General features: G+C 65.7%; 25 protein-coding genes, 1 tRNA gene and 2 pseudogenes. 19 read left to right on the top strand and 9 right to left on the bottom strand.

Going from position 1 to position 26,314, the window contains the following annotated elements; all coding sequences use genetic code 11:
- Positions 1–52: 52 nt before the first annotated feature.
- Both ASD56_RS08920 and ASD56_RS08915 read right to left on the bottom strand, forming a co-directional pair.
- A tRNA-Arg gene (locus ASD56_RS08920) sits at positions 53–124 on the bottom strand.
- Between the two features lie 76 nt (positions 125–200).
- A complete protein-coding gene (locus ASD56_RS08915; RefSeq protein WP_055964455.1) occupies positions 201–581 on the bottom strand; it encodes a helix-turn-helix domain-containing protein in 381 nt (126 codons plus the stop codon).
- A gap of 507 nt (positions 582–1,088) precedes the next feature.
- Between ASD56_RS08915 and ASD56_RS08910 the strand changes: the two genes are divergently transcribed.
- Positions 1,089–2,375 (top strand): hypothetical protein, encoded by a 1,287-nt coding sequence (locus tag ASD56_RS08910; protein WP_055964452.1) that lies wholly within the window; start codon positions 1,089–1,091, stop codon positions 2,373–2,375.
- A gap of 7 nt (positions 2,376–2,382) precedes the next feature.
- Positions 2,383–3,195 (top strand): GIY-YIG nuclease family protein, encoded by an 813-nt coding sequence (locus ASD56_RS08905; RefSeq protein WP_055964449.1) that lies wholly within the window; start codon positions 2,383–2,385, stop codon positions 3,193–3,195.
- A 12-nt stretch (positions 3,196–3,207) separates the two neighbouring features.
- Here the strand turns inward: ASD56_RS08905 and ASD56_RS08900 are convergent, their stop codons facing one another.
- From ASD56_RS08900 to ASD56_RS08885, 5 genes are all read right to left on the bottom strand, one after another.
- Positions 3,208–4,953: a hypothetical protein gene (locus ASD56_RS08900; RefSeq protein ID WP_055964446.1), complete on the bottom strand. Its 1,746-nt coding sequence runs from the start codon at positions 4,951–4,953 to the stop codon at positions 3,208–3,210.
- A 144-nt stretch (positions 4,954–5,097) separates the two neighbouring features.
- Complete coding sequence (locus tag ASD56_RS16015; RefSeq protein WP_082541392.1) at positions 5,098–6,276, bottom strand: alpha/beta hydrolase family protein; 1,179 nt, start codon at positions 6,274–6,276, stop codon at positions 5,098–5,100.
- Positions 6,273–7,292, bottom strand: coding sequence for a hypothetical protein (locus tag ASD56_RS08895; RefSeq protein ID WP_235565630.1), 1,020 nt, complete (start codon positions 7,290–7,292; stop codon positions 6,273–6,275). Before ASD56_RS08895 ends, ASD56_RS16015 begins: the two co-directional genes overlap by 4 nt.
- Positions 7,292–7,756 carry an ImmA/IrrE family metallo-endopeptidase gene (locus ASD56_RS08890; protein WP_055964440.1) on the bottom strand — a complete coding sequence of 155 codons (465 nt, stop codon included), beginning with the start codon at positions 7,754–7,756 and terminating at the stop codon, positions 7,292–7,294. Before ASD56_RS08890 ends, ASD56_RS08895 begins: the two co-directional genes overlap by 1 nt.
- A gap of 66 nt (positions 7,757–7,822) precedes the next feature.
- Positions 7,823–8,245 carry a hypothetical protein gene (locus ASD56_RS08885; protein ID WP_055964437.1) on the bottom strand — a complete coding sequence of 141 codons (423 nt, stop codon included), beginning with the start codon at positions 8,243–8,245 and terminating at the stop codon, positions 7,823–7,825.
- Between the two features lie 395 nt (positions 8,246–8,640).
- On the opposite strand from ASD56_RS08885, the gene ASD56_RS08880 reads away from it, so the two are divergent.
- From ASD56_RS08880 to ASD56_RS08830, 11 genes and pseudogenes are all read left to right on the top strand, one after another.
- Positions 8,641–9,741, top strand: a complete 1,101-nt coding sequence (locus tag ASD56_RS08880) for an ArdC-like ssDNA-binding domain-containing protein (RefSeq protein ID WP_235565629.1) — start codon at positions 8,641–8,643, stop codon at positions 9,739–9,741.
- Positions 9,741–10,631 (top strand): bifunctional DNA primase/polymerase, encoded by an 891-nt coding sequence (locus tag ASD56_RS08875; RefSeq protein ID WP_055964434.1) that lies wholly within the window; start codon positions 9,741–9,743, stop codon positions 10,629–10,631. Before ASD56_RS08880 ends, ASD56_RS08875 begins: the two co-directional genes overlap by 1 nt.
- Positions 10,628–11,283 (top strand): annotated as a pseudogene (locus ASD56_RS08870) (DUF2637 domain-containing protein). Before ASD56_RS08875 ends, ASD56_RS08870 begins: the two are co-directional and overlap by 4 nt.
- A gap of 297 nt (positions 11,284–11,580) precedes the next feature.
- Positions 11,581–12,606, top strand: coding sequence for a hypothetical protein (locus tag ASD56_RS08865; protein ID WP_235565627.1), 1,026 nt, complete (start codon positions 11,581–11,583; stop codon positions 12,604–12,606).
- Between the two features lie 2 nt (positions 12,607–12,608).
- A complete protein-coding gene (locus tag ASD56_RS08860; protein WP_055964430.1) occupies positions 12,609–13,613 on the top strand; it encodes a ParB/RepB/Spo0J family partition protein in 1,005 nt (334 codons plus the stop codon).
- Positions 13,613–14,293: a hypothetical protein gene (locus ASD56_RS08855; RefSeq protein ID WP_055964427.1), complete on the top strand. Its 681-nt coding sequence runs from the start codon at positions 13,613–13,615 to the stop codon at positions 14,291–14,293. The genes ASD56_RS08860 and ASD56_RS08855 overlap by 1 nt, the downstream gene beginning before the upstream one ends.
- A gap of 183 nt (positions 14,294–14,476) precedes the next feature.
- Positions 14,477–15,475: a M23 family metallopeptidase gene (locus tag ASD56_RS08850; protein ID WP_235565626.1), complete on the top strand. Its 999-nt coding sequence runs from the start codon at positions 14,477–14,479 to the stop codon at positions 15,473–15,475.
- Positions 15,476–15,485: 10 nt separating this feature from the next.
- Complete coding sequence (locus ASD56_RS08845; protein WP_055965822.1) at positions 15,486–15,752, top strand: DUF6112 family protein; 267 nt, start codon at positions 15,486–15,488, stop codon at positions 15,750–15,752.
- Positions 15,753–15,850: 98 nt separating this feature from the next.
- Positions 15,851–16,120, top strand: coding sequence for a DUF6112 family protein (locus ASD56_RS08840; RefSeq protein WP_028495551.1), 270 nt, complete (start codon positions 15,851–15,853; stop codon positions 16,118–16,120).
- Between the two features lie 33 nt (positions 16,121–16,153).
- Positions 16,154–17,503, top strand: a complete 1,350-nt coding sequence (locus ASD56_RS08835) for a hypothetical protein (RefSeq protein WP_055964421.1) — start codon at positions 16,154–16,156, stop codon at positions 17,501–17,503.
- Positions 17,500–18,963, top strand: coding sequence for an SCO6880 family protein (locus tag ASD56_RS08830; protein WP_055964417.1), 1,464 nt, complete (start codon positions 17,500–17,502; stop codon positions 18,961–18,963). Before ASD56_RS08835 ends, ASD56_RS08830 begins: the two co-directional genes overlap by 4 nt.
- Here ASD56_RS08830 and ASD56_RS16180 read toward each other — a convergent pair.
- Positions 18,926–19,261, bottom strand: a complete 336-nt coding sequence (locus tag ASD56_RS16180; protein WP_235565624.1) for a hypothetical protein — start codon at positions 19,259–19,261, stop codon at positions 18,926–18,928. The two genes, ASD56_RS08830 and ASD56_RS16180, sit on opposite strands and share 38 nt — an antisense overlap.
- A 236-nt stretch (positions 19,262–19,497) precedes the next feature.
- On the opposite strand from ASD56_RS16180, the gene ASD56_RS08820 reads away from it, so the two are divergent.
- The 5 genes from ASD56_RS08820 to ASD56_RS08800 all read left to right on the top strand — a co-directional run bounded on the left by ASD56_RS08820 (position 19,498) and on the right by ASD56_RS08800 (position 24,407).
- Positions 19,498–20,991 carry an ATP-binding protein gene (locus ASD56_RS08820; protein WP_055964412.1) on the top strand — a complete coding sequence of 498 codons (1,494 nt, stop codon included), beginning with the start codon at positions 19,498–19,500 and terminating at the stop codon, positions 20,989–20,991.
- Positions 20,992–21,083: 92 nt separating this feature from the next.
- Positions 21,084–21,578 carry a hypothetical protein gene (locus tag ASD56_RS08815; protein ID WP_157535905.1) on the top strand — a complete coding sequence of 165 codons (495 nt, stop codon included), beginning with the start codon at positions 21,084–21,086 and terminating at the stop codon, positions 21,576–21,578.
- Complete coding sequence (locus tag ASD56_RS08810; RefSeq protein ID WP_055964407.1) at positions 21,575–23,347, top strand: type IV secretory system conjugative DNA transfer family protein; 1,773 nt, start codon at positions 21,575–21,577, stop codon at positions 23,345–23,347. The genes ASD56_RS08815 and ASD56_RS08810 overlap by 4 nt, the downstream gene beginning before the upstream one ends.
- Before the next feature lie 54 nt (positions 23,348–23,401).
- Positions 23,402–23,830: a single-stranded DNA-binding protein gene (locus ASD56_RS08805; protein ID WP_055964403.1), complete on the top strand. Its 429-nt coding sequence runs from the start codon at positions 23,402–23,404 to the stop codon at positions 23,828–23,830.
- Between the two features lie 7 nt (positions 23,831–23,837).
- The gene (locus ASD56_RS08800) at positions 23,838–24,407 is read left to right on the top strand and encodes a hypothetical protein (protein ID WP_055964400.1); all 570 of its coding nucleotides are present in this window, start codon (positions 23,838–23,840) and stop codon (positions 24,405–24,407) included.
- A gap of 197 nt (positions 24,408–24,604) precedes the next feature.
- On the opposite strand, the gene ASD56_RS08795 is transcribed toward ASD56_RS08800, so the two are convergent.
- Complete coding sequence (locus ASD56_RS08795) at positions 24,605–25,792, bottom strand: HEPN-associated N-terminal domain-containing protein (protein WP_055964396.1); 1,188 nt, start codon at positions 25,790–25,792, stop codon at positions 24,605–24,607.
- Between the two features lie 277 nt (positions 25,793–26,069).
- On the opposite strand from ASD56_RS08795, the pseudogene ASD56_RS16625 reads away from it, so the two are divergent.
- Positions 26,070–26,231: pseudogene (locus ASD56_RS16625) on the top strand (variant leucine-rich repeat-containing protein); the annotation flags it as partial.
- Positions 26,232–26,314: the final 83 nt, after the last annotated feature.

Below are 26,314 nucleotides of genomic sequence, written 5' to 3'. Positions count from 1 at the left end.
TCGCGACACCGCGCCATTCTGACCGATATAAATACCTGATCAGAAAGAAAAGTGCCCCTGGAGGGATTCGAACCCCCGACCCTCTCCTTAGGACGGAGTGGCTCTTCCACTGAGCTACAGAGGCCAGCGCTACCAGCGTACCGTGCCGGGCGGGAAGCGCCGTGGAGTGGGCGTCAAGGCGCGAGAACCCTGGTTGTCGTCTACCCGCGGCGGGTGTTCGCTTGCACGAACGCGAAGATGGCGTCCCGGGAGACATACTTCCGAGTCCCGATGCGGGTGCACTCGATATCTCCCTCGGCCGCCAGTACCCCAAGCGCGCGGTGCGGAATCCCAAGTGCTTCGGCTGCGTCTTTGATCGACAGGAGCATCGGCCCGGAATCGTCCAGGAGGTTTGAGCGAACCACCGTGATCTCCTCGGCTTCGATGACGTCAATCTCGGACGCCTTCGTCTCCCAGTGACCGAAGTAGGCGTACGGCTTCTCGAATTCCTCGCGAACCTTCCTGGCGGCGTCCTCTTCGTCGACGGCTCGAATCCAGCGCTCGGCCACTTGGACGCGCGTGACCGCAACCTTGAACCTCATGAAGATCTCCTGCCTGCTGACGTGCGTGATCGGGACGGACGTGGCGGGCGCTCCGCGGCGTCGAGAGCGGCTGCTTGCGGAGGTAGCTAGTACTGCATGGGAATCGGAACCGCCACCGTGCCGCACATGCTGCTGCCGCGGCGAGAGGTCGCCGTTGGGCAGGTCTGGCCAAGCGCGCCCACGCTCCGTCGGCACGGCGCACCAAGATGCTCCGTGACCCGACACATCGACAAGCCCTCTACTCACGAGAGCACGCGCCGAAATGCGATGCGCGAACGAGCCTTCCGGATACACGCCGGTCGGGCATCCATCCACAACCCATGACAGCAGCTTGATCTGATCTGCCGTGAGCTGGACAGGGCTTCGTGGTGTCGCCCTAACTCCTCGCTCATCTCGGCTCGTCATGCCCTCGATGATCGTCCGAAGGGGGCTGGGCCGCCACCACCCCGCCCAGGAACACGAGGGTGGTGTGGGAACGGCGTCGGTCGCACCTCGTAAGGTGAAGCGATGAGTGACGAGATCGAGCTGGTTAGCGACGGTGATGGCCTCGCGGTCTTCGGCGACCCGGGCGCGGTCGATCTCTTTCTTCGCACCGCGGGCGTGCCCTCGAAGGAACTCGACCTCCAGCAGAAGCTTGGCTCCGTCCTGAACACTGGGTCGACTGCCGCCCAAGCGGGGTCTCAGATCGCCGCCAACTCGGGGCGGTGGGTGAAGTTGACGGAAAAGTCCGCCGAGGCGATGAAGGTCAACCAGATGATGAAGGGCTCGTCATCGGGCGTCCAGCGAGCGATCACCACGACCAAGGGTGGCAAGATCACCGGCATCCTGGAGTTCGTGAAGCCGGGCTCGATCGGCTCGATGCTCACAAGCCCAGCGATGTTGGCCGGCGCGGCCGGCGTGATGGCGCAGCTCGCGATGCAGCAGACGATGGATGAGATCACGGACTATCTCGCGACGATCGACGAGAAGGTCGACGACATACTGCGCGCCCAGAAGGATGCCGCGATTGCGGAGATGATCGGAGTCGGCTTCGTTATCGACGAGGCCATGACCGTCCGGGAGCACACGGGCCGCGTGTCCGACGTCACGTGGTCAAAGGTGCAGGGCACCGCGCAGGACATCGCGGCCGCGCAGGGGTATGCGCTTCGTCGCCTCGACGCGCTGGCGGAGAAGCTCGAAAAGAAGCAACGAAACGTCGGCGATGTGGCGGACGCTGCCGCAGCTGCCGAGGCCACGGTGGAAGAGTGGCTGGCCGTGCTGGCGCGCTGCTTTCAGTTACAAGACGGCCTCGCCGTGTTGGAACTCGACCGCGTGCTTGACTCCTCTCCCGCGGAACTCGATCGCCACAGAGAAGGACTGCAGGCTGCGCGTCGTAAGCGCCGCGAACAGATCGCAGCCACAACGCACAGCCTGCTGAGTCGCATGGACGCGGCAGCGAGCACAGCAAACGAGAAGGCGCTGCTGCATCCCTTCAAAGCCGGCAATGTCGTGCGTTCCGGTAATGAAGTAGCCACCGACGTCGTCATCTTCCATGAGCGGCTTGGCATTGATACAACTCGCCAGGAGATAGAAGCCAAGCGTTGGGTGGTCGCCGTCGGGGAGGCAAGAGACAAGGCAGTCGAGGTCGGCGCCGACGGAGTCGAGATCACCCGGCGCTTCGGTATCAAAACGTTTGAGGGTGCAAAGTCAACCGCCGAGAAGATTGTGCGGGACGTGAACGAACGATTGCACCGTCGACACAGCGACGAAGACGACGCGCCTGACGAGCAACTGACTGCGCCCGGAGAGAAGTGATAGACCTATGGCGCTGACACTTGGCCCGCTGCTGATCGACGCGGGAATCGATCCAGCACAGGCCCTCGTGATCCGCCATGCCTTCGCGCAGGAAGCCGAAGAAAGCGGTCTGACGGGCCTTCACGCGAACTCGACGCATGCGGAGATCTTCGAGTACACGCGGCGCCAGTCTGCAAGCACCCGCAGTTTCCCCGCGGTCCCGCAACGGCTCTGGGTTGTCTTCATCAAAGAGGGCGGCGACCAGGCACGCCTGTGGTCGGTCGTGGAGAACCGCGGTGAGATCGACAACGACGGGATCATCCGGACGTTCGACACCGTCGAAACAGAGCACATGGCCGATCTGCGCAGTCGACTCGTGATCGGCTGGAAGTCACCGCGCGCCTGGAAGATGAACGCTACGACCGCAGCGACTTACCCGGTTATGGGTATCGCGGATGCGGAACCGGTGCCGTTCCCGGGCTTCGACCGCCTCGTGCTGAGCTACGTGCAGCTGCGAGCAGTGATGCGTGAGCATCGGTATGCGTCGTGGCGCACGGCGCTCTCCTCGGTGTTCGGTATCTACCTCATCACCGATACCCGGGACGGAAAGCAGTACGTCGGGAAGGCAGACGGTGAGGAGAGCATCCGGCAGCGCTGGAGCATCTACGCCACGAACGGCCACGGCGGCAATGTGGAGCTGAAGGGCCTCGATCCATCAAGCTTCCGATACTCGCTCCTGCGGGTCTTCGACCCCGCGACGCCGACGCGTGACATCAACATCGCCGAGAGTCACTTCAAGGACGCCCTCGATACCCGGCGTCACGGATTGAACCGCAACTAGCGCCCGGAGCTGTCAGAAGGCGACGGGGAGGTCCTCACGTTCGTCGTCCTCACGGTCGGCGGAAGTCCAGCCGAGCGCGCGCGCGACGTGAGCGAGCACGAGGTCGCCGCTTCTCCCCCGGTAGTCGTTCTCGTTGCCAATCGACATCGCTTCCGCCGTGACGACGGCAGCATCCCGGGCGCCGACGCGCGAAACGATCCGGTCGATCAGGCGTGAAGACTGGTACGCGACCATCGGCGCACGCTCGTGCGCGCACCCCGGCCCGCAGAGCTCGAAGTCCTCTCCGCCGACGCGTTCGAGGCCGGACCGGAAGTCGTCCGGCTCCCACTCGGCGTTCGTCCGCAGCCACTCCATGACCTCGTGGCGATCGGGGATCCGGTCGTTGCATGCCCGCCGGAGTTCCTCGTCGGGAGATCCCTCCAGCGCGGCGTCGATGTCCCCGGGCAGCGCGCGCATCGGGCTCAGGTCCAGCACGACGCGGAAGACGACGTCCGTTGCGGCGGTGAGCGGCAGCTCGAAGTCCTCCCGAAAGTGGTCACCCAGTTCGGCGGGCGCGTCGAGTCCGCGCTGGACCCACCCCACGAAGCTGTTCACTCCGTGCGCCGCCGCCTTCTCTTTGCTCATCCCCCGGTTGCGCTCGTAGGCGGAGGCGGCGTTGCGGGCCGACGTCCATGCCATCCGATACAGCTGGCCGAGCGAAAAGTGCCGGGAGCCGCGCTCGGCGTGGCTGCGCAGCGTCTCAAGGTGATGCTCGGCGGGGTCCGGGAAGCCGTGATCGGCGAGCTGATGGCGGAAGTAGCGGATCGCCTCCTCGGCCACGAGGGTCTTCGCCAGGTCGCGCAGCTCTCGCCGCTGCGTCGACCACAGCGATGCGAGTTCCAGATGGTCGCGCAGGTATCCTGCGAACTGCTCCATGCGGCGGGCCAGTGTGCTGCCACCGGGCACGGTGAAGTTGGTGCGCTCCGTGTAGATGCTCGATCCGAGTTCTGCCGGATCGTCCTCGCTCCAGACGAACGCGTTCGATGGCGAGGACGGGTGCACGAGCAGCAGCCGCGCCCGCCACGCGGCGGCCAGCAGCTCCACCGACATGTCGACGGTCGGCGCGATGTCCGCCTCGGCGTAGCGACCGACGTGGACCAACCCGGATGAAAAGCCCAGCGCCTGGATGACGGCCAGCGCGCCGACCTTGTCAGTCACGGACGCGTGCACCAGGTCGTACTCGCCCGGGTCCTCCGTCTCGCTCGGGTACTGGGCCGCAATGGCGGCACGGCGCATCTGTTCGAGAGCTGCTTCCTCCTGCACGCGCAGCGCATCATTCTCGCGCGCGGCCTCCGCCGCGGCCCGCTCCCGCTTGTCCGCCTTGGCCTTCCCCTGCCGTTTTTCGACGGTGGACGGGTCGAGCACGGCGGCAGCCCTCTCGTTGATGGTGCCGTTGCACTTCCTGCACTCGGGCGAGAGCCCCCGGCGGGCGTCGGCGAGCGTCTGGCGCGAGCTGAGGGTGAGTGGTTCGCCGCAAGTTGGGCAGTCGAAGGTCCGGGAGGTCGCCACTCCCCCGGCAGCCGCAGCGTAGTGAACGGTGCCGGACCACGGCTTGAAGTCGATCTCCGTGGTCTTGCGCGTCCAGAGAACGCCGTTGCCGTACGGGTCGAGCCCGTCGTGCTCCCAGTAGAGCCGCGCGATCTCCTGGAGTTCCGCCGGGGCGTCGAGCGTGGGCGAGACGCGGAGCTCGAAGTCGGCAGGCGGAGCATTTTCGGGCATGTTTGGATGATAGCCACGCCGGGCGACACCACCCGTTGTGAAACTACGTCAGTCATAGCCTCGTCACCTTCGCGCTCATGCTGCAAGTCATGGGCAGTCTGGCGCGACATGCATCACGCACCACACGGAACTCGAATCCGCAAACTAATGGAGTCTGGATCCGCCTAGGGTGGATGGGCTCAGGTTCGGTGGGGATAGCCAGGCTGCGACAATGGATCGCCAGCGCTCTTGGTCGGAGTTCCACGTCATCGTGTGATCCGCGTCGAAGAGTTCGAGCTGAACGAGACCTGGACGCAGCGCTGCAAGCTTGCGAGAGACCGCAGGCGGCGCCGAGTCGTCATCCGCTCCGTGCAAGATTAACGTAGGGACGGTCAGCTCCCGCGCGCGTGCGATCCAGTCGAGATCCCCAAGAGGGATGGCGCCAGGCAGGCCGACTGCACGTGCGAGAAAGGGCGATAGGAGCCACGGGATCGCGAGGAGCCCTGCCGCGGCAGGCAGCCCTGCACGAGCACAGTTCGCCTTGATAGTCGCGACCCAGTCGAGAACGGGCGACTCAAGCACGAGCCCGGCTACCGGCCGCCCGTAGCGCGCCCGTGCAGCAAGCTGAAGTGCGACCTGTGCTCCCATCGACCAGCCGAAGAGAACGACCTGACGTGCGCCCTGATCGATGGCGTACTGGATCGCAGCATCCACGTCGTCAACTTCAGTGGCGCCGAGGGTTGACCGACCAGTTTCGCGCCACGGGCCTTCGCCATCGTTCCTGTAGCTGACGACGAGCGACGTGTAACCCAGCTCGGTGGTGACTTGCACACCTCGCAGCGTTCCGGCTCGCGGGCTGCCGAGCCCATGGATGTGAATTGCCCACTTCGTTGACTGCACGTCACTTCCATCGATGCGCCATGCCGGCGCAGGCCCAGACGGGGTGTGGATGGCAACGTCGCGGGCGCTGAGACCCGCATCGAGGGGGGTCATGAAGTAGATGCCGCTCCAGGAGGCGCACTCCCCGGCTGACGGTGTGAACCCCGGTGCCGTTGCCGTCACTTCACGCGCGATGCGCCCAGGCCCGCGATCAAGGACCTCGGCAGACAGCTGCACCCAATGGCCACCCGGAAACATCAGAGTGAACTCACCTGGGGACTCAGTTTGATGCGTTCGATCGAGCACGATTGCTTGCCGGTCGCCATCCTGTTCGACGGCACGGATAAGCAGGTCGAATCGGCGCGGGCCCGAAGGGGCGGTCAGGCGCCGCGCGATCACTAAACCGAGGCCCAACGATAGCGTCGCGGCTGCCAGCACGCCTCCCAGCGCAATCGGACCCCTCATGCCGCTCCTCGTTGAGAGTTGCGCCGTGTGGCAGGCGCAGCCGACGCGTGAAGTCGAGCTTCGTTGGTTCCGAGGAGATGCTGCTCGGCACGTTCAAGGACGAGACGGTCGCCTGCGTTGAGAGAAAACGACACGCGCGGGTCGATCATCGCGTCGCGGATCTCTACGACCTGTCGATGCAACTGTGCCTCGAGGCCATCGGTTTGCACGGACGCGGCATCCGTCTGACTCAATCCCGGGCGAACGATCGTCGCCGCTCGCCATGCGGGCGACAGTTCCTTGATGAGCGTGCGTGTTCGCGCCGCCCTCCGGCGCGCGCTCAGGTAACGCACTGTCGGCTGCCCAGCGAGTCCGACGCACAGGAAAAGGAAGGTCAGTATGTAGAGAGGTCCATAGGCGATAGACACGTCAGCCATCACGTCTACACCCCCGGCAACGTGTGCGATGTCCATGATGAGGACGACGACACAGAGAGCGACTCCGAGGATCGAGCCGACGACGAGACAACCGGCAGGCAAACGCTGTCGACCAGCACTCAGCCGATATTGACGACTGGCAAGGACTGCCATGGTGCCGACGACGATCCCGTAGTAGCTGAACTGGATCATCGAATATGCAGCAGCCGCAGGCTGCGCTCCGAGATCGATCATGAAGTTGGTTGTCGTCGCGCCACGGTCGATGAGCAGGAAGGCCACCACGACGCCACCCAGCGCAACAACGAGGGCAGCGGGGCCGAGCGCAACGCGGACGGGGCCGGGCTGATACTCGCCTGCTTTCATGATCCCTCGGCCAAGGAAGAAGATCCCGACCATCAGCGCGCAGTCCCCGATGAGTGTGGCGACATTCGAGCCACCGAGGAGTGCATCGAGGGGCCGGTAGACCGAATCAACATTGATTGTCATTGCTACGGCGATCGTGACCGCCGCGTAGGTGATGCTTCGTTCGGTTCGTCCGCGGCGCAGGATGAGCAGGCTCGCCACGAGTAGCCACATCAGCACTGCGACGAAGGTCTGCATCACCCGAAGATCTCGAGGTAACGCGATTCGCCGCACACGGAGCCTCGGATCGCCGCAGCGAGATGGTCAGCCAAGGCCTCAGCCGCGATCTCGGTGTGAGAGTCGAGGTCTTGTCGGGTGAGCAATCGACGACGAGTTCGGGCGGGGATGTCTGGAAGGAGGAAGTCTTCGGTCGAACATTCGTCGTCGTCTCCATGCCCGAGGATCATGTGGGCGAACTCGTGCAGCACAAACTGCTGGCGATGGAGGACGGAGTCGCTGTGCGCGTGTAGGACGAGGTCTTCGTTCTCGGTGATGAGCCACACCGCGCAGATGCCGTCGTGGTCGCCGAGATCCGCAAGTTCCACGATGCGGAGTGTGCGCTGCCGGTGATCCTGAATTGCCCCAACGAGATCGTCAAAGGTGAAGGTGCTACCCAGCGCAAGGTCTGCGACGGCCGTCGACACGGTCTGCTCGATATGCACGATGTCACTCCCGTCTGGGGAGCATGTGCCGGTGGGGGGGCCACAAGGGACCGGCAAGGGCACTGCTCAGGTATGTGTCATTTCCTCATCCAGGAATCTGCTGATCGCCTGAAGAGCCTTCGGGGAGATGTCCCCCAGCGTGCGCGCGGCGTACGACTTCACCTTCGCTGCCCGCATCGCCCGCACGAGATCAAGCTGCGCGGTGACCTTGTCCGGGATCGCTGCGCCGTCCTCCCCGAGCAGGAACGCGGCATCCACGTCGAAGAACGCAGCCAGACCTTCGAACAGCACGGGGTCTTGCACGTAGCGATGGCCGTTGACCATGTATGTCCATCGAGATCTCGACAGGTTGACGCCGCGCATCTCGAGGAACGCCGCGATCTGGGCGTAGGTCGGTTCAGAACCCGACTCAGTGATCGCGACGTCGAGGAGCAGCCTGAGGCGTTTCGCGAGGTCTTCCGCGGCCACTTTGCTCTCGTCTTCTGTCATTTCGGTAGACCACCCTTCCCCTCGGGTGAGGCAAGGCTTGTCGTTTTGGAGCGCCAGTCGGCGGGCGTTGAGAATGCTCAATGTACTCGTTGGTCATGCTCAAATCAACCCGTTGCGCATGCTCAATATCGATGCTAAAACGATGCCAAACCAAATTGAGCATGCTCAAAGCGGAGGTCATCGCCCAGCAAGAATCATCGGAATTGCCGGCACCCCACCCCACTCAGCCAGCGCGCTGGCGCGCTGGAATTTCACGAGCACGCCCGCTCGCGAGCGAACAGTTGCACAACCGTCTCGGGTCGATCGTTCGCGCGATCGCCCGTCGGTCCCGGTGAGATGACGCGTACCTCCCCCAAGAAGCCGCTGCGGGCCAGTCAGAAGGAGGTTCCCGCGCCATGACTCACCAATCCCCCACAACCGGTTCCACTGAGGCGAAGCTCGAACGGCTGCACGCTCAGCTGGCGGATGCCGTGGCCACGCTGGTGACGAGCGAAGACTGGGTGCGGGCTCTTGAGTTCGGCGCGCGATTCCGCTCTCGTTCGTTCAACAACACCATGCTCATCTGGCTGCAACACCTCGCTGCGTTCGAGCAGGGCAGGGTGGCTGAGCCCACGCCGACGTACGTCGCGGGGTTCCGGCAATGGCGCACGCTTGGGAGGTCGGTCGATCGCGGCCAGACCGGGTACATGATCTTTGCGCCCATCCACGCGCGGTTCACCTCCCCCACCCCAGAGGTCGCCGAGTCATGGCGTCGTCTTGCGCCTCACGAGACCCCGAGACGCAACGACGAAGTGCGCACTCGAATGGTCGGGGTGCGGCCCGCATACGTGTGGGATGCCTCGCAGACGAGCGGTGTCCCGATCCCCCATGCCCCCACTCCGCAGTTGCTCGCGGGCGAGGCGCCACAAGGTCTCTGGGATGGTCTTGCATCCCTCGTACGCGAACACGGGTACACGCTGCGCATTGTTGGGAGCGATCGCGATCTCGGCGGAGCCAACGGCATGACTGACTACCTCACTCGGAGCGTTGCCATTCGGGGTGACATAGACCCCGCGGCACGTGCGAAGACCTTGGCGCACGAGCTGGCGCACATGATGCTGCACGGCCCTGACAACGCCGATGCCGTATTCCATCGCGGGATCGGGGAGGTCGAAGCGGAGTCCGTTGCTCTGATGATCGGAGCGGCCCACGGCCTCGACACATCGGGCTACACGATCCCGTATGTGGCGACCTGGGCAACATCCGTCGAGGGCAAGACGCCGGTGGAAGTGGTGCAAGCCACTGGTGAGCGAGTGCGGACGACAGCGGTCACGATCCTCACGGAGTTGCCGACGTTGCAAGCCGGCTCGGGTGACCCGCCGGGTCTGACGAGGGAAGCGCACCGGTTTGCACTTCAGCCTCTCGTTGCGGGTCCGGTGGCACGATTCGATGATGTCCGCCGCCTGAGGGTCCGGCACTCGTCCCCCGATTCCGCGATCTCCGCCCGGGATCTGTGATGGACACCGTCGCCCTGTTCGCCGGAATGATCGGCCTCTCGCCGCGGGAAGGCGCCGCTCGATTCGCTGCGGCAGGAGTCCCGATCTTCCCCTGCAAGCCAGCAGAGAAGCGACCGCTGACAGAGCACGGGTTCCGCGACGCGACCTCCGACGACCGGCAGATTGCCCGATGGTGGTCTCGATGGCCCGACGCGAACATCGGCATGCCGACCGGGCGCGCTTCCGCCGTCGAGGTCGTAGACATCGATGTGCACGGGCGGGTGCGCGGATTCGCTGCCTTCGAACTCGCTCGCCGGGAAGGTCTCGTGGATCGCTGGCAGGCGCTGGTGAAGACGGCATCCGGGGGGATGCACGCTTACTACCCCGCAGACCCTGATCACGTTCAGGCATCGTGGCAGGCCGCTAGCGCCGGCATCGACTTCCGGGGCGAGGGCGGCTACGTCATCGTGCCGCCGTCGCAGGTGCTGTTCGAAGGCAACAGGTCTGCGTATGAGCTGATCGGCGCCGGACGCGGGGACGCCGTGTCTATCGACGGATCGGCGCTTCGACAGTTCCTTGACCCGAGGCCGACCTCTGTTGTGTCAATGCCCGCGGAGGCCCGCCGCGATGTTGACGCGGAGCGTCTCGCGGCGTGGTTGGCCGCACGGGCTGAGGGCGAGCGGAACCGCGCCCTGTACTGGGCCGCATGCCGGCTCGCCGAGAACGGCGTCACTGATCACAGCGCGCGCAACGTACTCGGGCCTGCTGCGGAGCATGCGGGGTTGCATCGGGCTGAGATCCTGACGACCATCCGATCTGCGTACCGAACGGTGGTGGGGCAGACGCCACCCTTTCGCATCAGTGGTGGCAGCTCAGCATCCCGCTCGCTCAGCGGGCAGGTGATCTCATGATCCCCGCTACGACCGACCTGCGGTCAGGACGGATTGCCGTATGGACCGCGGTAGTCGGCACTGTGTTCATCGCTGTCGGTGCGTTCTGGTTGTCGTTCACCGCTCTCACGGATCTCGCCCACGCGTCCGGCATCGCGACGACGCAGGCGTGGGCGTGGCCGCTCATTGTGGACGGAATCATCGTCGTCGGAACCGTTGCCGTCGTCGCGCTCGCCGGACACCGGGTGCGTGGTATCCGTGGGTGCTGCTCATGATCGGTGCTGCGGTATCGGTCGCCGCAAACTCAATCCATGCCGTCGTCGCGGCCGATGCCGATGTTCTTCCCGTGCTTGCAGCGTCGGTTGCCGCAGTACCGCCGCTGGTGCTTCTCGCGATCACTCACCTGACGGTCGTTCTCACCCAGCGATTCCGGCTTCACGTTTCCTCCACAGCAGAGACGCCACGAGACCTGTCCACAGAAGTCGTTCCGATTCGCTCGCTGGTCGAGGTTCCGGAGAAGGGTGCCCGGAGAAGCGTTGCCGCGCTAATGCGGCAGCGCGGGATGTCGAACAAGGAGATTGCGAGCGCCACGGGAGTTCATCCGTCGACAGTCGGCCGGTGGTTCGCGGGGACGATCGGCACACCTGAGGTTCAGAAGGAGGTTACGTCATGAACGAATACGAGCGAGTCGGGCGACCCGGCCTACCGCTTCGCGTGGACGCGTCCGAGCGTGAACGTGAACTCGTCGATAAGCGGTCACCCGAAGAGGTCTCCGAATTGGCGCGGCACGGCGATCCTTCGCTTGCGAGGCAGCCGCTGTCCCTATCTGGCGCTGAGCGGGTTCGAAGCGAGGTGGTCTGGATGCGACCTACGGAACTCGTTCCCGCGGTCACCGGGCGCGTCGCGAGCCAGGGAATCGACCTCGAGTCCTCGCTCGCCTGGCGAGCGCGCGCTTTCCCGACGCAGGGGGTTGCGGCTACTCGCCGCGCAATCCGAGAACGGGCCCTTCACTTACCGCCGGTGGAGGCGTTCGGAAACGGCCGCGCTGATCACGTGTCCGTCCGTCGTTCTGGAATCGGTCGGTAGCGAGGTTGCCATGTCGAGCCAGGGTTCCCGCTCAGCTGCCGCCGCATCGGTGCACTCGCAGCGCGTTCCGGACTCGTCCGAGTCGGCGAGCGTGCCCGCCGCGTTTGAGAGCTCCGAGGGGCTGCGCAAAGTGCTCAAACGCCTCGCCGCGCAGGACCACGGCGCCTGGCGCCGCGACGCCGAAGCCGCAGCGCTCATGGAGTATGTCGTTCGGCGCTACGCAAAGCTGGCGCGCAAGCACGGACTCGATCCATGGGATGCCGCGGCGGCCGCATTCGACGCAATGCGCTCGTCGGCGGTGCGCAATGCCGACGACCCCTGGGCGGTAGTCACTCGGGCCGTGCAGGTGACGCTGATCGCGGAGGAACGGGCGAACGGCCTGCTGTGCTCGGTCTACCAGGCGCGCCGACCCGAGTTCTCGTCGTTCCACGACCCCGAGCGATTCAGTGACCGAGAGAACCCCCTGAGCGACTATCACCCGTCACTGCGTGTCCAGGGTGCCGGGGACGCGCTCGATGACGGGTGCTCATCGGACGGCGCCGGGATTGGAGAGGCAGTCGAGAATGCGATCGCCTTCATGACCTTACTCGGCTGGCCGCGCACGCCCGCGCGAACCGCGATGGAGTACATCTGCGCACGACTCAGTGAGGTTCCCTCGCGTGCGACCGCCTGGGAATCGCTTCGGCGCGACGTTCACGGAAGAACTCTCCTCGATCTGTCGTCCGCATCGTGGAACGGATTACTACGCGCTGTCCTCGGCAACCCGGAACCCGAGGTCGCCCGGACGACAGCCGGACGCGGCATCCTGCTCCGCCTGCTGATCGGTGAACCGTTACGTTCACTGCTGACGGATGACGATCTCGTCCTCGCGGTGAGTCTCGCCGCCCCCGCCGAGCGATCGAGGCGGTGACCATGGGAACCAGAGTCGGCCACATCGAGCTCGAACGATCGATCGAATCGATCGTCGTCGGGAAGCGGCACCGTACCGAGTTCGGAGACATCGATGAGCTCGCCCAGTCGATCACCCGCGACGGACTTCTCCAGCCTGTCACCGTGACACCAGAAGGCGTTCTGGTGTGCGGTGCCCGTCGGCTCGAAGCGCTGAAGCGGCTGGGCGAGAAGACGATCAAGGTATGGGTGAGGTCCGGGATCTCGGATCGGCTCGCCGAGTTGCTGGCAGAGCAGGCCGAGAACCTCCTCCACAAACCGCTCACGCCGACAGAGGCAGCTGCCCTGTACACCGAACTGAAGGATCACATCACTGACGACGCGACTCGCCGGCAGTCCGCGACGCGTTTCAGCCGTGCGGATTCTCGGGATGGAAAGGACGGTGGTGCCACCGTGGCACCACCGCAATTCAAAGCAGGCAAGAGTCGCACCCAGGCAGCCCAGATGGTCACCGGAAAGGCGTCGTACACCACGCTGGAACGCATTGCCGAATTACAGCGCGTTGTCGCTGACCCCGGCACCGACCCTGCCCAAAAGGAGAAAGCGAGCCAAGAACTGCGGCTCATCGACGAGGGCGGCAGTGTCGCCGCGTCACACGCGCGAATCAGGCAACTCCTCGAGCCGGTGTCGCCACAGCAGTTCGAGGACTTCGAAGCGCCCGAGGACTTCGAGCCGCCCGATGAACTCGAGCAATTGGCGAACGCGGCGCTCGCGAGAGTCAAGGAGGCGAAGCGCAGCCAGCGACCATCCAGGTCTCGTGCTGCGACGGCGCACGTCTTTCCCGTCCGTGCGTTCGTGCGTGTGTGGGAGGACCTGGATCTCTGGTGGACCCATTTCGATGTCGCGGCTGTGGCTACTGAACTGACGGATGAGCAACTCGAGCAGTTCGAAGCGACGCTCGCTTCGACCGTGGAGTTCTTCGCGGCGCTCCGCAGCGCACGTGTCCAGCTGAGACGGGATATCGCGTGATGACCGCGTCTGTGAGCCCAGGGCGGCGCATCGTCCTTCTCTTCTCGATCGGGTTCGGCGCGCTGGCCGCACTTGTCGGCGTCGGCTTGTACGGCCTTGTACTGGCACCGTCGCCCAGCACTCCGACGACCGCCGTCGCGCCGACAGCCCCGGCTGCCTCGGACGTCAGCCCCAAACCGAGCGCCTCGAGCGCAACGCTTCCCCCGATCCGCTCGACATCGAATGCCGAGGCGTTCGCGCGCCAAGCCGCCGGCGCGCTCATCAACTGGGACGCCGCCACGGACTTCGATCCCGCCGACTACGCACAGGTAGTCGTCGATGCAGGGGATCCCTCTGGAGCCGAGACCGCCGGGCTTGCCTCCGATGTCCGCACCTACCTGCCGACGACGGAAGCCTGGATAACGCTGCGCACCTACGGCACGCGCCAGTGGCTCATCATCGACGAGGCGTTCGTGCCGGCATCCTGGAACGACGCGATCGATCAAGCGACACCTGGCCAAATCCTTCCCGGAACCATCGCGTACACGGTCACGGGAACACGCCACCGCGCGGGCATCGTAGGGACCCAGGCGCAGGAGACGTCTCGACCAATCGCATTCACCCTCTTCATCGCCTGCGAGCCGAGTTTCGACGAATGCCGCCTGCTCCGGCTCTCCGCGGTCGACAACCCGCTCCGGTGACGGACGCCGCATATGAAGAAGCTCGTGATCGCCCTTGCCGTCGTTCTATTCACGCTGCCTTTCGCCGGCTTGATCGCTCTCCCCCTCGTCCTCTCCCCCGCCGCTTTTGCTGCCTGCCAGGCGTCCGGCCAGCTAGTCGTGACCGACGTGCCCGAAAGGTTGACCGCAAGACGGAGCGACGGCGTGTCTGTGACCCTCGGGCAGGCACAGCTCACCCACGCCGCGACGATCATCACGGTAGGCAGTGGCATTGAGGGTGTCGGGCGGCAGGGGGTGCTGATCGGGCTGATGGCCGCGCTCACCGAGTCGACCCTGCGGATGCTCGCAAACGCCGCCCATCCGGCATCGCTCGGCATACCCAACGACGGCGTCGGCAGCGACCACGACTCACTCGGCCTCTTTCAGATGCGCCCGACCTCCGGCTGGGGCACCGTCGAGGAGCTCATGGATCCGGAGTACCAGGTGCGCGCATTCTTCGGCGGAGCAGAAGGACCCAACTTCCCCTCCCCCGCGGGGCTTCTCGACATCCCCGGCTGGCAAGCAGCCGATCCCGGCTCGGCTGCGCAAGCTGTCGAGCGCTCAGCCTTCCCCGACCGCTATGAGGAGTATCAGCCCGTTGCGGAAGCCGTCCTCGTCGCGCTGACCCGGCCAATCGCGTCGGCGACCGGAGGCGGCGCGCCTCTCGATTCCGTCCCCGAGACAACCCGCGTCGTCTTCCCCCTCCCGAGCGACACGTGGGTGCGGGCGAGCGGCTACGGCGGGCGCACTGACCCCATGACCGGTCGACCCGCATTCCATGCAGGAACCGACTTCTCTGCGGCGGACGGCACACCCATCTTCGCGATCGCGGACGGGGTCGTCAGCTGGGCAGGGCCGTATGGGGGTTACGGACAGCTGATCGTCATTGAGCACACGGTCAACGGAGAGCGGGTGGCGTCGGCGTACGCGCACATGTGGCCGACCGGCGTACATGTCTCGGTCGGCGAGCGCATCACCGCTGGCCAGCACATCGGAGACGTAGGGTCATCCGGCAAGTCCACGGGATCTCATCTGCACTTCGAGATCCGTCCCGGCGGAGCGTTCGAGCCGGCGATCGACGCAGACCCGTGGCTCGCCGAGCACGGCGCCGAAGGATTGGATGCCGCGACCGCTGGCAGGACGGCGTGCGCGGCAGGCGCATGAGGTGACCGAAATGGACATCTTCCCGGACTTCGGAGCGGTTGGAGGAGCGGGTGACCTCCGCGTGATCGTCGGCGCGCTCCTCATGTATGTCCTGGTCTTCGCGGTACTCGCGATCCTCATCTGCGCCGCCACATGGGCGATCGCGTCGACGAGCGGGAATTACCAATCAGCCACGCGAGCCCGTACCGGCCTTCTTGTTGCTGTCGGCGCAGCGGCACTTGCCGGCGCGGCGGTCGCCTGGATGAACTTCCTCATCGGGGTCGGCCAACAGCTCTAGCCAGAGTGCGTGCACGGACTGCGCGGGTCGACGGATCTCGGGGACGCCGCACGCACCTTGTACGCAGGTTCGTTTCTGCGCAGACAAGGAGCACGACCGTGATCGACATCGTTCCCAACGGGTCGGGACTTCCCGGCATCGAGCAACTCCGCGTCATCGTCGGCGCAGTAATGACAGTCGGGCTCATTCTCGCCGTGCTCGCCCTCATCATCGCCGCTGTCGCGTGGGGGTATGGAGCCAACTCATCGAATCCCCATCTCGCCTCACGGGGCAAGCTCGGCGTTCTGGTGGCGTGCGGCGCGGCACTCATCTGCGGGGCGTCCGTCACGCTTGTGAACTTCTTCTGGGGTGTCGGCCAGTCCGTCTGAGCGAGACGCGGCCGATTGAGAGGAACGACGCGAGTGGGCGGGGTCTGCGATATCCCGGCGATCGCCGAGGTATGCCAGACCGTCGGGTCGGGTGTCACTTCGCTCGTTGCCGCGCCCTTCGATTGGCTCGCCCACACGCTCGCCGCAGCCGCCGCGTGGTTTTTCGAAGCCGTCTGGGCGGTGTTCGACACGACCACCCTCGTCGACGTCACCGGTGACCAGTACACCCAGGTGTACAACCTGCTTTTCGGCGTCGCGCTGTTCGTCATGCTCGTGTTCTTCTGCCTGCAACTGATCACCGGACTGGCGCATCGCGATCCGACTGCGCTTTCCCGGGCTGCTGTGGGGCTCGGCAAGTCCGTCCTCGGATCGTTCGTCGCAATCACCCTGACGGCGACGCTGCTGGAGGTCACAGATCAGCTGGCCATCGGGATCGTCCAGGCAACCGGAAACACGATGGAGGGAATGGGCGACAGAATCGCCCTGATGGCCGCCGGCCTGGTCGCGATCAATATCGCGAGCCCAGGCGTCGGCGCGATCATGACGATCTTCCTGGCAGGACTCGCGATCGCAGCCACCGCGATTGTGTGGTTCTCGCTCCTGATCCGCAAAGCTCTGCTCCTGGTGGCGATCGTGTTCGCGCCGATCGCACTGGCTGGATTCTCCTGGGATGCTGCCCGCGGCTGGTTCGGCAAGTGGGTGGCGTTCGTTGTGGCCCTCGTGTTCTCCAAGCTCGTGCTCGTCGTCCTCTTCCTGGTCGCGATCAATCAGACCGCGGCGCCGATTGACCTTGATCTCGCCTCGATCAGCGATCCTGTGGCCGGAGTCGTGCTCATGCTCGTCGCGGCCTTCGCGCCCTACATGACCTACAAGTTCATCTCGTTCGTCGGCGTCGATATGTACCACGCGATGTCGACCGAACAGGAGGCTAAGGGAGCACTGAATCGGCCCGTCCCGGTGCCGGTTAGCCCCGGGACTGCGAAGTCGGCGAAGTCGATCCTCGACGGAGGTGGAACCTCGAGCGGCTCGGCGCCCCCGGTGGCAACGAGCGCCGCCGGCAGCGCCACCGGATCGGGTGCCGGCGCGGGAGCGTCTGGGGCAGCAGCGTCAGGCGCAGGAACTTCAGGAGCTGCGGCGGCCGCCGGCCCGGCCGCCGCAGTCATCGTCGGCGGTCAGGTGGCTGGCAAGGCTGCCTCCGCCGGACCCAAGCTCGCCAACGCTACCGGATCAGCAGCCATGGGACATGCCGAGGGTGCCATTCCGGCGGACATGCCACCGGCACCGACACCCTCGCCGGCTACCGGGCAACCGATGCCACAGCCGCGCACACCGAACCCGCCCACGCGGCCGATCCCCACGCCGCGCGAAAGGACGACAGCATGACAGCGAACAACCCCCCGCGCGCGAACCAGCTGCACCCGGTTCAGTTCTCCCGTCTGTCCAAGCGAGGCGTGATGCTCGGCCTCTCCCTGGCGCAGCTCGTGACGCTCGCCATCGGACTGATCGCGTTGACCAGCGCCGTGTACCTGGGCGGCGGCATCCTCTTCGGCCTCACCTCGCCGATCTGGGTGACAAGCGTCGCTCTTGCCTTCGTCCCCGTGGGTGGTCGGAAGCTCATTGAATGGGTGCCGATCGCAACGCGTTGGGTGTGGCGAAGCGTCGGCGGCCAGCTGCGGTTCCGCGCGGACTTGGTCAAGCCGCGCCCCGCGGGCACGCTCGCACTCCCCGGCGACGCCGCCGCGCTCCGAGAGTGGGTCGACCCCGAGACGGGCGCCGCCATGATCCAAGACCCTCATGCCCAGACCCTGACGGCGATCGCCGGCATCACGCATCCGGCTTTCGTTCTTCTCGACAGCGGCGAACAGGAGCGTCGGGTGGCCGGCTGGGGGCGGGTGCTCGCGACGGTCTGCCGGTCGGGTCGTATCGCGCGCGTGCAGATCTCCGAGCGCACGGTGCCCAGCTCCGGAAGCGGGCTCGCCGAATGGTGGGCCCGGCACGGCGTCGACGATGACTCTTGGCCCGCGGTCACATACAAGGAGCTCATTGAGCGCGCCGGCCCCGCAGGCGAACGACACGAGACGACAATCGCCCTCGCGCTCGACATGCGTGCGGCGGCCCGCCAGATCCGCGCCGCCGGGGGTGGCATGAAGGGGGCCGCGAGCGTACTGCGTCAGGAGATGACGACGTTCGTAGCAGCACTGCGGGCAGCCGACCTAACGCCCACAGGCTGGCTGAGCCCAGGCGAGGTCGCGGTCGTACTGCGCTCCGCATACGATCCCGCGGCCGCTCCCGCGCTGGAGAGACACGGGGACATCGGTCGATCTCTCGCAACGGCCGGCCCCATCGCAGTCTCCGAAACCTGGGACCGGCTGCGTACCGACTCGGCCCACCACGCGGTTCTCTGGATCTCGGAGTGGCCGAGGTCACAGGTGTACCCCGGCTTCCTCTCCCCTTTGCTGCTGACCTCGGGTATCCAACGCACATTCACTCTGACGTGCACGCCGGTCCGTGCCGACCTCGCTGCGCGAGACATCAGGAGAAAGAAGGTAGGGCTTCTCTCGGATGCTGCGCAGCGGGCGAAGGTCGGGCAGATCGAGGATGCCGCGCGCACCGCCGAATACAACGACGTCGTGCAGCAAGAGTCAGACCTCACGGCTGGTCACGGCGTGGTGCGTTTCACCGGGCTCGTGGCGGTGTCGGCGCCAAGCGTCGACGAGCTGGATGCCGCAGTCGCGGCGATCGAGCAGGCCGCCGTGCAAGCTGCCTGCGAAACACGGAGGCTCGTGGGTCAGCAGGCGCAAGCGTTCACCGTCGCCGCGCTGCCCCTGTGCCGAACCGTATGACGCGCGGGGACACCTCGCGCACCTGACTGACGACTTCTGTTGCAAGGGACACACAATGCCTAGATTTCAGGATCCTGTCGTCGATGGCGAGGAAGCATGTCACGCTCTGCGCGCTCTCGCGCACGCCACGCGCACGTTCGATGATCCGGCACAGACGTACGAGGTGGTCGGGGATCTGCTGGGCGGCCTGAGATCGCTCGAACAGGTGCTCGATCAGCTCGCGTTCGCGCACACCAGCTCGGAGGCGATCGCCCGGACTGACGACGGTGATCACTGGGCTGGGGTGGAGGAAGCCCATGCAGCCGCCCTCGCGCTGCGGCGTGCGTCGACCCTTGTCGCTCGAGCCAGCTTGGCCCTGGATCGGGCATCTCAGCACTCCAGCCGAATCGCATGGGGCCCGTCCGTCGTCGCCGCGCCGCAGGTCTCGGAATCACTCGCGCCCCGCGTCAATCCGAACGACTCGTTTCAGCGCCCTGGCCCCTTCGCCTTCCAGGGGTCTGGTGCGAAAGTTCACCGCCGCAACGGGATGTCGCTGTGAACGCGCAAGGGGGTGAGCGCATTCACACCACAACGCTCGTGGACCCGGCAGGCGAACGCAGGAAGGAGCGTCGCGCCCGACGGAAGGCATCCCAGCGTCTCAGTGCCGCCGCTCGCGCTGCCACCACCGAATCCGACCGTGCCCAGGTCGAAGCGCAGCGCGCGGATCTACGCGCGACGGCCTACCTGCCTGCCGCCGGGGAGTCGCGGCCCGCCGCGCTGCGAACCCCCGGCCGCCTGCGGATACCGCGCCACCAGGACACCAGTGCGACGCTCGCCGGAGCCTACCCGTTCCTCGCCGAAGGCGGACTCGGCTCGCAAGGCGTCTTCGTCGGCCAGGACCTCTACTCGGGCGCGTCATTCGTCTATGACCCGTGGGTGCTGTACTCACGTGGAATGATCACCGCGCCAAACATCGTCCTGGCAGGGATCGTGGGCTCCGGTAAGTCATCGCTGGTGAAGAGCCTCTACACGCGTTCGATCCCCTTCGGCCGTCGCGTCTACGTACCCGGCGATCCGACGGGGGAACACACGGCCGTCGCCGAAGCCGTGGGCGGGCAGGCAATCGTGCTCGGACACGGCATGGCGAACCGACTCAATCCGCTCGATGAGGGGCATCGCCCTTCCGGCGTTTCCGACGAGAGCTGGGCTGGTCAGGTCGCCTCTCGTCGCCGCGACCTGATCGGCGCCTTGACCGAAACGGTGCTCGAACGACCACTCAGCCCGCTGGAGCACACCGCGATCGATCTCGCTCTCGCGGACACTGTCCGCTCATGCGAGACCCCGATCCTGCCGATGGTCGTCGAACGCATCCTCTCTCCGGACGCATCTCAGCAAGCCGACCGACGCCTCGTCGAGGACGGCAGGGTCGTGGGGCACGCACTGCGTCGGCTGGTCGCGGGAGATCTCGCCGGACTGTTTGACGGTCCCAGCACCGTCACCTTCGACCCGAGCCTGCCGATGATCTCGCTCGATCTGTCTCGCGTTGCCGAGAACACGACGCTCGTGTCCGTCCTCATGACCTGCTCCTCCGCTTGGATGGAGTCGGCGCTCCTCGACCCTCACGGTGGGCAGCGTTGGGTCATCTACGACGAAGCCTGGCGGCTCATGTCGCATCCCGCCCTCCTGCGACGTATGGACGCTCAGTGGCGACTCGCCCGCCACTACGGAATCGCGAACCTGCTCGTCTTCCACAAGCTCTCCGACCTCGACAACGTCGGCGACCAGGGCTCCGCGATGCGCGCGATCGCCTCATCCCTCCTCGCCAACGCGGAGACGCGGATCATCTACCGGCAGGAAGCGGACCAACTCGGAGCGACTGCGACCGCGCTGGGCCTCACTGGCACCGAGCAGGGCCTGCTGCCCGGCCTCGCCACGGGTCAAGGTCTCTGGAGGATCAAGGACCGTAGCTTCGTGGTCCAGCACCAGCTGCACCCCGCGGAGCTCGCAGCATTCGACACGACGGGTCGCATGACGGAGGGCGTAAAATGACGACAGCGCACGCATTACGACGATCCATCGACGCGATCCTCGTGCCGGCGGTCCTTCCCGTGATCACCATGACGATCTCGGCGGACGGCACGATGACCGTCGCCGTCGATGGGACGCCGTTCGAACCGCCTCGGTTCGGGGCACCCTGGACCCGCGCGTCCTTCGCGGAAGTCATAGACACGGTCCTGCTCGCTCACGGGTCGCCGGTGCGGGTCGTCGTCCACGAGGCAGACGGCACGGTCTTCACCGACCTCATCACCCGGCCGCTGCAGGGCTCGGTCGCCCCGACTGTGCCGCCGCAGATCCGGGACGCAGGGTCGAGCGCTCCGGCGGAGCCACTGGCCGCACCCGCAGCACTCATCGATGCGACCCCCTTGGTCGAGCCGCCTCGCGCTGTCTACGGCGAAGAGGGTTTCCTCCCGGGCGAAGAAGTAGCCCTAGCGATCATCGTGCGTCACATCAAGGCTTCTGCGGACGGGTCCGCTCGAGCGTTGCTGGAACCGGGGCTCTGCCGCGTGACCGCCGAGGGCGCGATTGTCCTCGTGGGGAGAATCTCCGGCACGTGTGTTTTCGGGATCGTCACATGACGGGACCCCACGGTGTCGGCGTCTCCGGTCCCGACGGGCTGACCAACGTCGCGTTGCTCGCTCTCGGCGGGGCCGTTGCGATCGCCGGCATCCTGCGTGTGGGCGGCAATCTCGCCGCCTTCCTGTCAGGAGCGGAGCAGCCGACAGGTGGTCTGGCCGCGGGGCTCGGTGTCTTCGGCTCCCCCGCTGACCCGGGGGCGGCACTCGGATCTCCCGGGCTCAACGCCGTGGCGTACTGGGCTGTCGTCGTGGCGTTCGTGGCGCTAGTCAGCGTTTCGGGGTGGTGGGTGTGGCGCGTCATCCGAAACCACACTCGTCACGCCAGGTCCGACCCGAACCGGATTGCTGGGATCGCGACCACGGCCGACGTGCGCCGCGCTGCCTCCGATCACGCGTTGCTGAAGCGCGCTGCCCACCTTCGCGCGTCCGTCGACAAGCCGCGATGCGAGGACGTCGGCTACCTCGTGGGAGTGGCGCGAGGAACGAAGGTGTGGACGTCGGTTGAGGACTCGATCCTCGTGATCGGCCCTCCCCGGTCGGGCAAGGGCGCCCACGTCGTCATCAACGCGATCCTCGACGCACCTGGCGCCGTCGTCACCACCTCCACCAGGCCGGACAACCTCACGACCACCATTCGCTCGCGCATGAGACGGGGGCCCGTCGCCGTGTTCGATCCACAGCATCTTGCCCCGGGGGTACCGGCGGGCTTGCGGTGGTCTCCGGTACGCGGCTGCGAGCTCCCACTCACCGCGATGATTCGCGCCGCGGGGCTTGCGGCCGGTACAGGCCTGTCGAGCGTTGGGGTGGAAAACGGCGGCTTCTGGGAGGGCAAAACCCGTACAGCCCTTCAGTCGCTGCTGCACGCCGCAGCGCTCGACGGCCGCTCACCTGGTGAGCTCTTTCGCTGGACGCTCGATCCGGCCGCGGCGAAGGATGCCGTCGCGATCCTCACGTCCAATCCTGCGGCCGCGACGGGATGGGCTGAGTCGCTTGAGGCGATGATCGACGCCGACCCCCGCACGCGCGACTCGATCTGGCAGGGCGTCTCCCTGGCGCTGGCGGCTCTGGCTGACCCTCGTGTTCTCGATGCAGTCAGCCCGAGCCAGGACGAGCAGTTCGATCCGGAGACCTTTCTCCGACGCAACGGCACCCTGTACCTTCTCGCGACGGGCGCCGGCACCGGCGCATCCTCCTCCCTCGTCGCCGCTCTGGTCGAAGACCTCGTCGAAACCGCGAGGCGCGTTGCCGCGAGATCCCCAGGCGCCCGCCTCGACCCGCCGCTGCTTCTCGCGCTGGATGAGATCGGCAACCTTGCCCCTCTGCCGTCGCTGCCTGTCCTGATGGCCGAAGGCGGAGGCACCGGTGTCACCACGATGCCGGTGCTTCAGTCGCTCGCGCAGGCCCGTCAGCGGTGGGGCGACAACGCAGCCACGGCGATCTGGGACGCGAGTATCGCCAAGATCGTGCTCGGCGGCGCCTCAGGGTCTCGAGACCTCCAAGACATCGCCACCCTGATTGGCGACCGCGACGAGGCCACCGACTCGATCACTATCGGTGAACGCGGCATGCGCTCTAACCAGCGATCAACGCGCCGGGTTCCGATCATGCCGCCCGACGTGATTCGCACGCTGCCGTACGGCACGGCGCTCCTACTGCTGAGGTCGGCGCCGCCGATCGTCACGCGCATGCGCGAATGGACTGCCCGGCCCGACGCTGCAGAACTTCGCGCTGAAAGGGCTCGAGTCGAGGAACAACTGCGGCGGGGATAGGCCACGCACCTACCAGGTGATGGCCGACCTGCGGCCCTTTGGTAGGAGCATCCGATGACTATCCACACCCAGCAGTCTCTCTCCGGGTTCATCGCGTCGCAGCCTCAACTGGCGTTCAACGCGAAAGGTGAAGCCCGGTTCTGGGTGCGCATCGGGCAGGAGCACTTCGAACGCAACGAAGACGGCACATTCACCCAGACTGAGACCACGTACCACGACCTCGTGATGTTCCGCCGCAACGCGGAACGGGCTTACGCGATGTTCAACAAGGGCGACGTATTCATCGCCGAGGGCTACACGCACACCTCGACGCGGGAACGCGACGGCGAAATGGTCGAGACCGAGGAGTTCGTAGCGAAGCGCCTCGGCCACGACTCCGCGCGCACCAACTACATCCTGCAACGCCGCCGCAACGCGCTTCCGTCCGTGGCGGCATCCGCCCCGTCGACGGCAAAGCCGGCGGTCCGTCCCGTGGCCATCTGAGCGCCTGATGACCGCCGACGAGCCCCTGCACTTTCCCGGGTATGAGTTCGAGCCACCAACGCCGGACGGCCCCGAGGGTGAGGCCGATGGCCTGCCGAGCGTGCCCCGCCCGGTGAACTGGAACGTGCTCACCTCGGATCGAGCCGCATTCGAGTGGGTTGAACTCGACAGGTGGGTGAACTGGCTACGACGCACCTACGGTCTCGGACCGTCGATCATCCCGCCGCTGTGGCATCGCCACTCCGAACTCGTTTGGGAACTCTCCGCCCTACACCTGCACTGGCTCTGCGCATACGACGAGGAGCAGCATGGCTCCGCTCCCCTCGGCTGGCATCAGGACTTCGCCGAGGCCCGAGAGCGCCTGCACGACTGGGTCGCCGCATGCGGCTCGCGGCTCGACCGCGACAGAGCTACACGTCAGACGGCGTGGCCTGGGGAGGAGCCGGCGCCGTCGGTCGAAGAGATCCCCATCGAGGACCGGTCGACCGACTTTCGCAGGTTCGTCGTCGAGGACGTCGCCCGCCGCCGGGCCGTGGAGGACGCCTTCATCGCAGCGGAGACCCGGCGCCCCGAGTGACCTCGGCGTGTTGTCGAATTTGGTGGCGCATTCGCCTGTGGGGTGTCACCCCGCAACTCACGGCACCTACGATGTTTTGGCTAGTTTCCAGCGACCTGCGGCGGAGGCCGCTGTGATCACTCCGGCTGGGTCCACTAATGGGGGTGTGCGATGACCAGCAGTTTCGTGACGATCAATCTCCGCCCCCGCGTGACGCCTTACAAAGGCGCTGCAATTACTCGAACCGTGGTCGGGTCGAGTCCGAGGGTGGAATTGACATCGGCGTAGCCGACCTCCGCCATCTGTTCGTTCGTCGCGAAAACGACGCAGTTCGTCACGGTCGGGTCTTTCGAGGAGCGCCAAAGGATGCCATCTACAGGACCGGCGGGGCCCCGGAGTTCGTATCTCAGGTACTCCGCCACGATTTGAGTTGGAACGTAGTCCAGATTCTGGCGATCTGTGGGGTCAGCTACGCGCGCGACGTCCTCGACAAAATCGCGCATGAACGCGATCGGTGCCCGTTCGTGCCGTCGATCAGGATCAAAGAGTGAGGGCACCTCATCAACCGTCGTCAGGTCCACCACCGTGATGTCACGAAGTAGTTCGAACTCCCCGATAGTTCCCACGTCTGTGGGGCCCGCGTATCCAGCGACTTCCGTTTGGGCGCCGACGGCGGTGGACGCACCATAGAACGCTCCCATGCCCTTGGCTGTCATGCGGTTGTCCTTGGCCCACTGGTCAGGTGGCGATCCAAGCGCCGCAGCCGAACGATGGTGCTCCCCGGGCGTGTGTACACGCACTCGCCACCACTTCGTTCCTGCGTCGAGTACTCGTACCTGGCCCGCGGTCTCGACGGCGTCGGCGAGTGCAGCTGGTATCGCATCCATCGTGATCTCCCCTGCGCCGTACATCGACCTAGTGTCGCGCACGAGGAACGTGTATCGCCTGCGGTGCTTCACATATTGGCGAAAGGACTCCCATCCCCATCGCAGGGCGTCTGTCGGTGATGCCGCGTAGGGGTCTCGTTGGACCCATGCGTCTTGCTGGACCGCAGCGGCAAGATCCTCAAACAAGTGCCCATCTTCAGTGACCTCGTGGTTTCCCAGGAGGTCCCACGGATCCAGCAGGCCCATTTGGTATCCACCGTCTGCGGAGGAGTAAACCACCTGCTCAACCGGATCCTCGTACTCATACCGGAAGCCGTCGACGATTAGGTCGAGCACGATATTGACGGAAGCGCTTGCCTCGGGGTGACTGGGTGAGTCGTGGCAGTAGTCACAAGGCGCGCGTCCGCCGGCGTCACGGACCGCCGCGCTAAGCGCGTAATCGGTCAAGCACTCCGAGCAGACTGTCTTATTCACGTCGGACCAGCCGCGCGACTCGATCTCGTCAAGGAGTCGTTGCATACCACCCACGACGGTCCAGACTAGTCACTCTTATGACCGCGCATCTGTCGATTCGGAAGGCGCTGGTCGAAACCGCGTACGGCGATAGTCGCGGGCCTTGTGATGACCGCCTGGCCCGTCCCCCCAACGTCGAACGCCGTGTCGAATGCAGTCGATAGTGTTGATCCACGTTGCCCGCCGACCGAGGAGCGTTGATGCCCGGAACGTCTGACCAGTCGTGGCGCCTATCGATAACACGACGCAACACCGCATGCGCTTCGATTAGTCGAACGTCGTGATGTTCGGCGGTACCGCAGCTCAAGACCCGCAGACCCGGCCGGCGCGATTGGCCAGGCTTTCGCGAAGCGGGAATCCGGAGCTTCGCGCACTCGTCGCTAGTAATGTCAGTACACCTCCCAGCGTGTTGGAAATTTTGGCGGACGATGGTGCACCTGGCGTCACCTTCGCCGCCGCCGGCAACACCTCCACCCCAGGACCCTCACTTGAGCGTCTGGCGGGTAGTCGGGATGAGCACATTCGCGC

It is taken from the genome of Microbacterium sp. Root166 (assembly GCF_001427145.1).
Lineage (GTDB): Bacteria > Actinomycetota > Actinomycetes > Actinomycetales > Microbacteriaceae > Microbacterium.
This window is presented reverse-complemented; position numbering and strand designations above follow the sequence as displayed.

What these genes read in the sequence shown, in the direction of transcription:
- ASD56_RS08915 (WP_055964455.1), bottom strand. Translation starts at nt 581, where the DNA reads ATGAGGTTCAAGGTTGCGGTCACGCGCGTCCAAGTGGCCGAGCGCTGG.
- ASD56_RS08910 (WP_055964452.1), top strand. Translation starts at nt 1,089, where the DNA reads ATGAGTGACGAGATCGAGCTGGTTAGCGACGGTGATGGCCTCGCGGTC.
- ASD56_RS08905 (WP_055964449.1), top strand. Translation starts at nt 2,383, where the DNA reads ATGGCGCTGACACTTGGCCCGCTGCTGATCGACGCGGGAATCGATCCA.
- ASD56_RS08900 (WP_055964446.1), bottom strand. Translation starts at nt 4,953, where the DNA reads ATGCCCGAAAATGCTCCGCCTGCCGACTTCGAGCTCCGCGTCTCGCCC.
- ASD56_RS16015 (WP_082541392.1), bottom strand. Translation starts at nt 6,276, where the DNA reads ATGAGGGGTCCGATTGCGCTGGGAGGCGTGCTGGCAGCCGCGACGCTA.
- ASD56_RS08895 (WP_235565630.1), bottom strand. Translation starts at nt 7,292, where the DNA reads ATGCAGACCTTCGTCGCAGTGCTGATGTGGCTACTCGTGGCGAGCCTG.
- ASD56_RS08885 (WP_055964437.1), bottom strand. Translation starts at nt 8,245, where the DNA reads ATGACAGAAGACGAGAGCAAAGTGGCCGCGGAAGACCTCGCGAAACGC.
- ASD56_RS08880 (WP_235565629.1), top strand. Translation starts at nt 8,641, where the DNA reads ATGACTCACCAATCCCCCACAACCGGTTCCACTGAGGCGAAGCTCGAA.
- ASD56_RS08875 (WP_055964434.1), top strand. Translation starts at nt 9,741, where the DNA reads ATGGACACCGTCGCCCTGTTCGCCGGAATGATCGGCCTCTCGCCGCGG.
- ASD56_RS08860 (WP_055964430.1), top strand. Translation starts at nt 12,609, where the DNA reads ATGGGAACCAGAGTCGGCCACATCGAGCTCGAACGATCGATCGAATCG.
- ASD56_RS08855 (WP_055964427.1), top strand. Translation starts at nt 13,613, where the DNA reads ATGACCGCGTCTGTGAGCCCAGGGCGGCGCATCGTCCTTCTCTTCTCG.
- ASD56_RS08845 (WP_055965822.1), top strand. Translation starts at nt 15,486, where the DNA reads ATGGACATCTTCCCGGACTTCGGAGCGGTTGGAGGAGCGGGTGACCTC.
- ASD56_RS08830 (WP_055964417.1), top strand. Translation starts at nt 17,500, where the DNA reads ATGACAGCGAACAACCCCCCGCGCGCGAACCAGCTGCACCCGGTTCAG.
- ASD56_RS16180 (WP_235565624.1), bottom strand. Translation starts at nt 19,261, where the DNA reads ATGGGCTTCCTCCACCCCAGCCCAGTGATCACCGTCGTCAGTCCGGGC.
- ASD56_RS08815 (WP_157535905.1), top strand. Translation starts at nt 21,084, where the DNA reads ATGACCGTCGCCGTCGATGGGACGCCGTTCGAACCGCCTCGGTTCGGG.
- ASD56_RS08810 (WP_055964407.1), top strand. Translation starts at nt 21,575, where the DNA reads ATGACGGGACCCCACGGTGTCGGCGTCTCCGGTCCCGACGGGCTGACC.
- ASD56_RS08805 (WP_055964403.1), top strand. Translation starts at nt 23,402, where the DNA reads ATGACTATCCACACCCAGCAGTCTCTCTCCGGGTTCATCGCGTCGCAG.
- ASD56_RS08800 (WP_055964400.1), top strand. Translation starts at nt 23,838, where the DNA reads ATGACCGCCGACGAGCCCCTGCACTTTCCCGGGTATGAGTTCGAGCCA.
- ASD56_RS08795 (WP_055964396.1), bottom strand. Translation starts at nt 25,792, where the DNA reads ATGCAACGACTCCTTGACGAGATCGAGTCGCGCGGCTGGTCCGACGTG.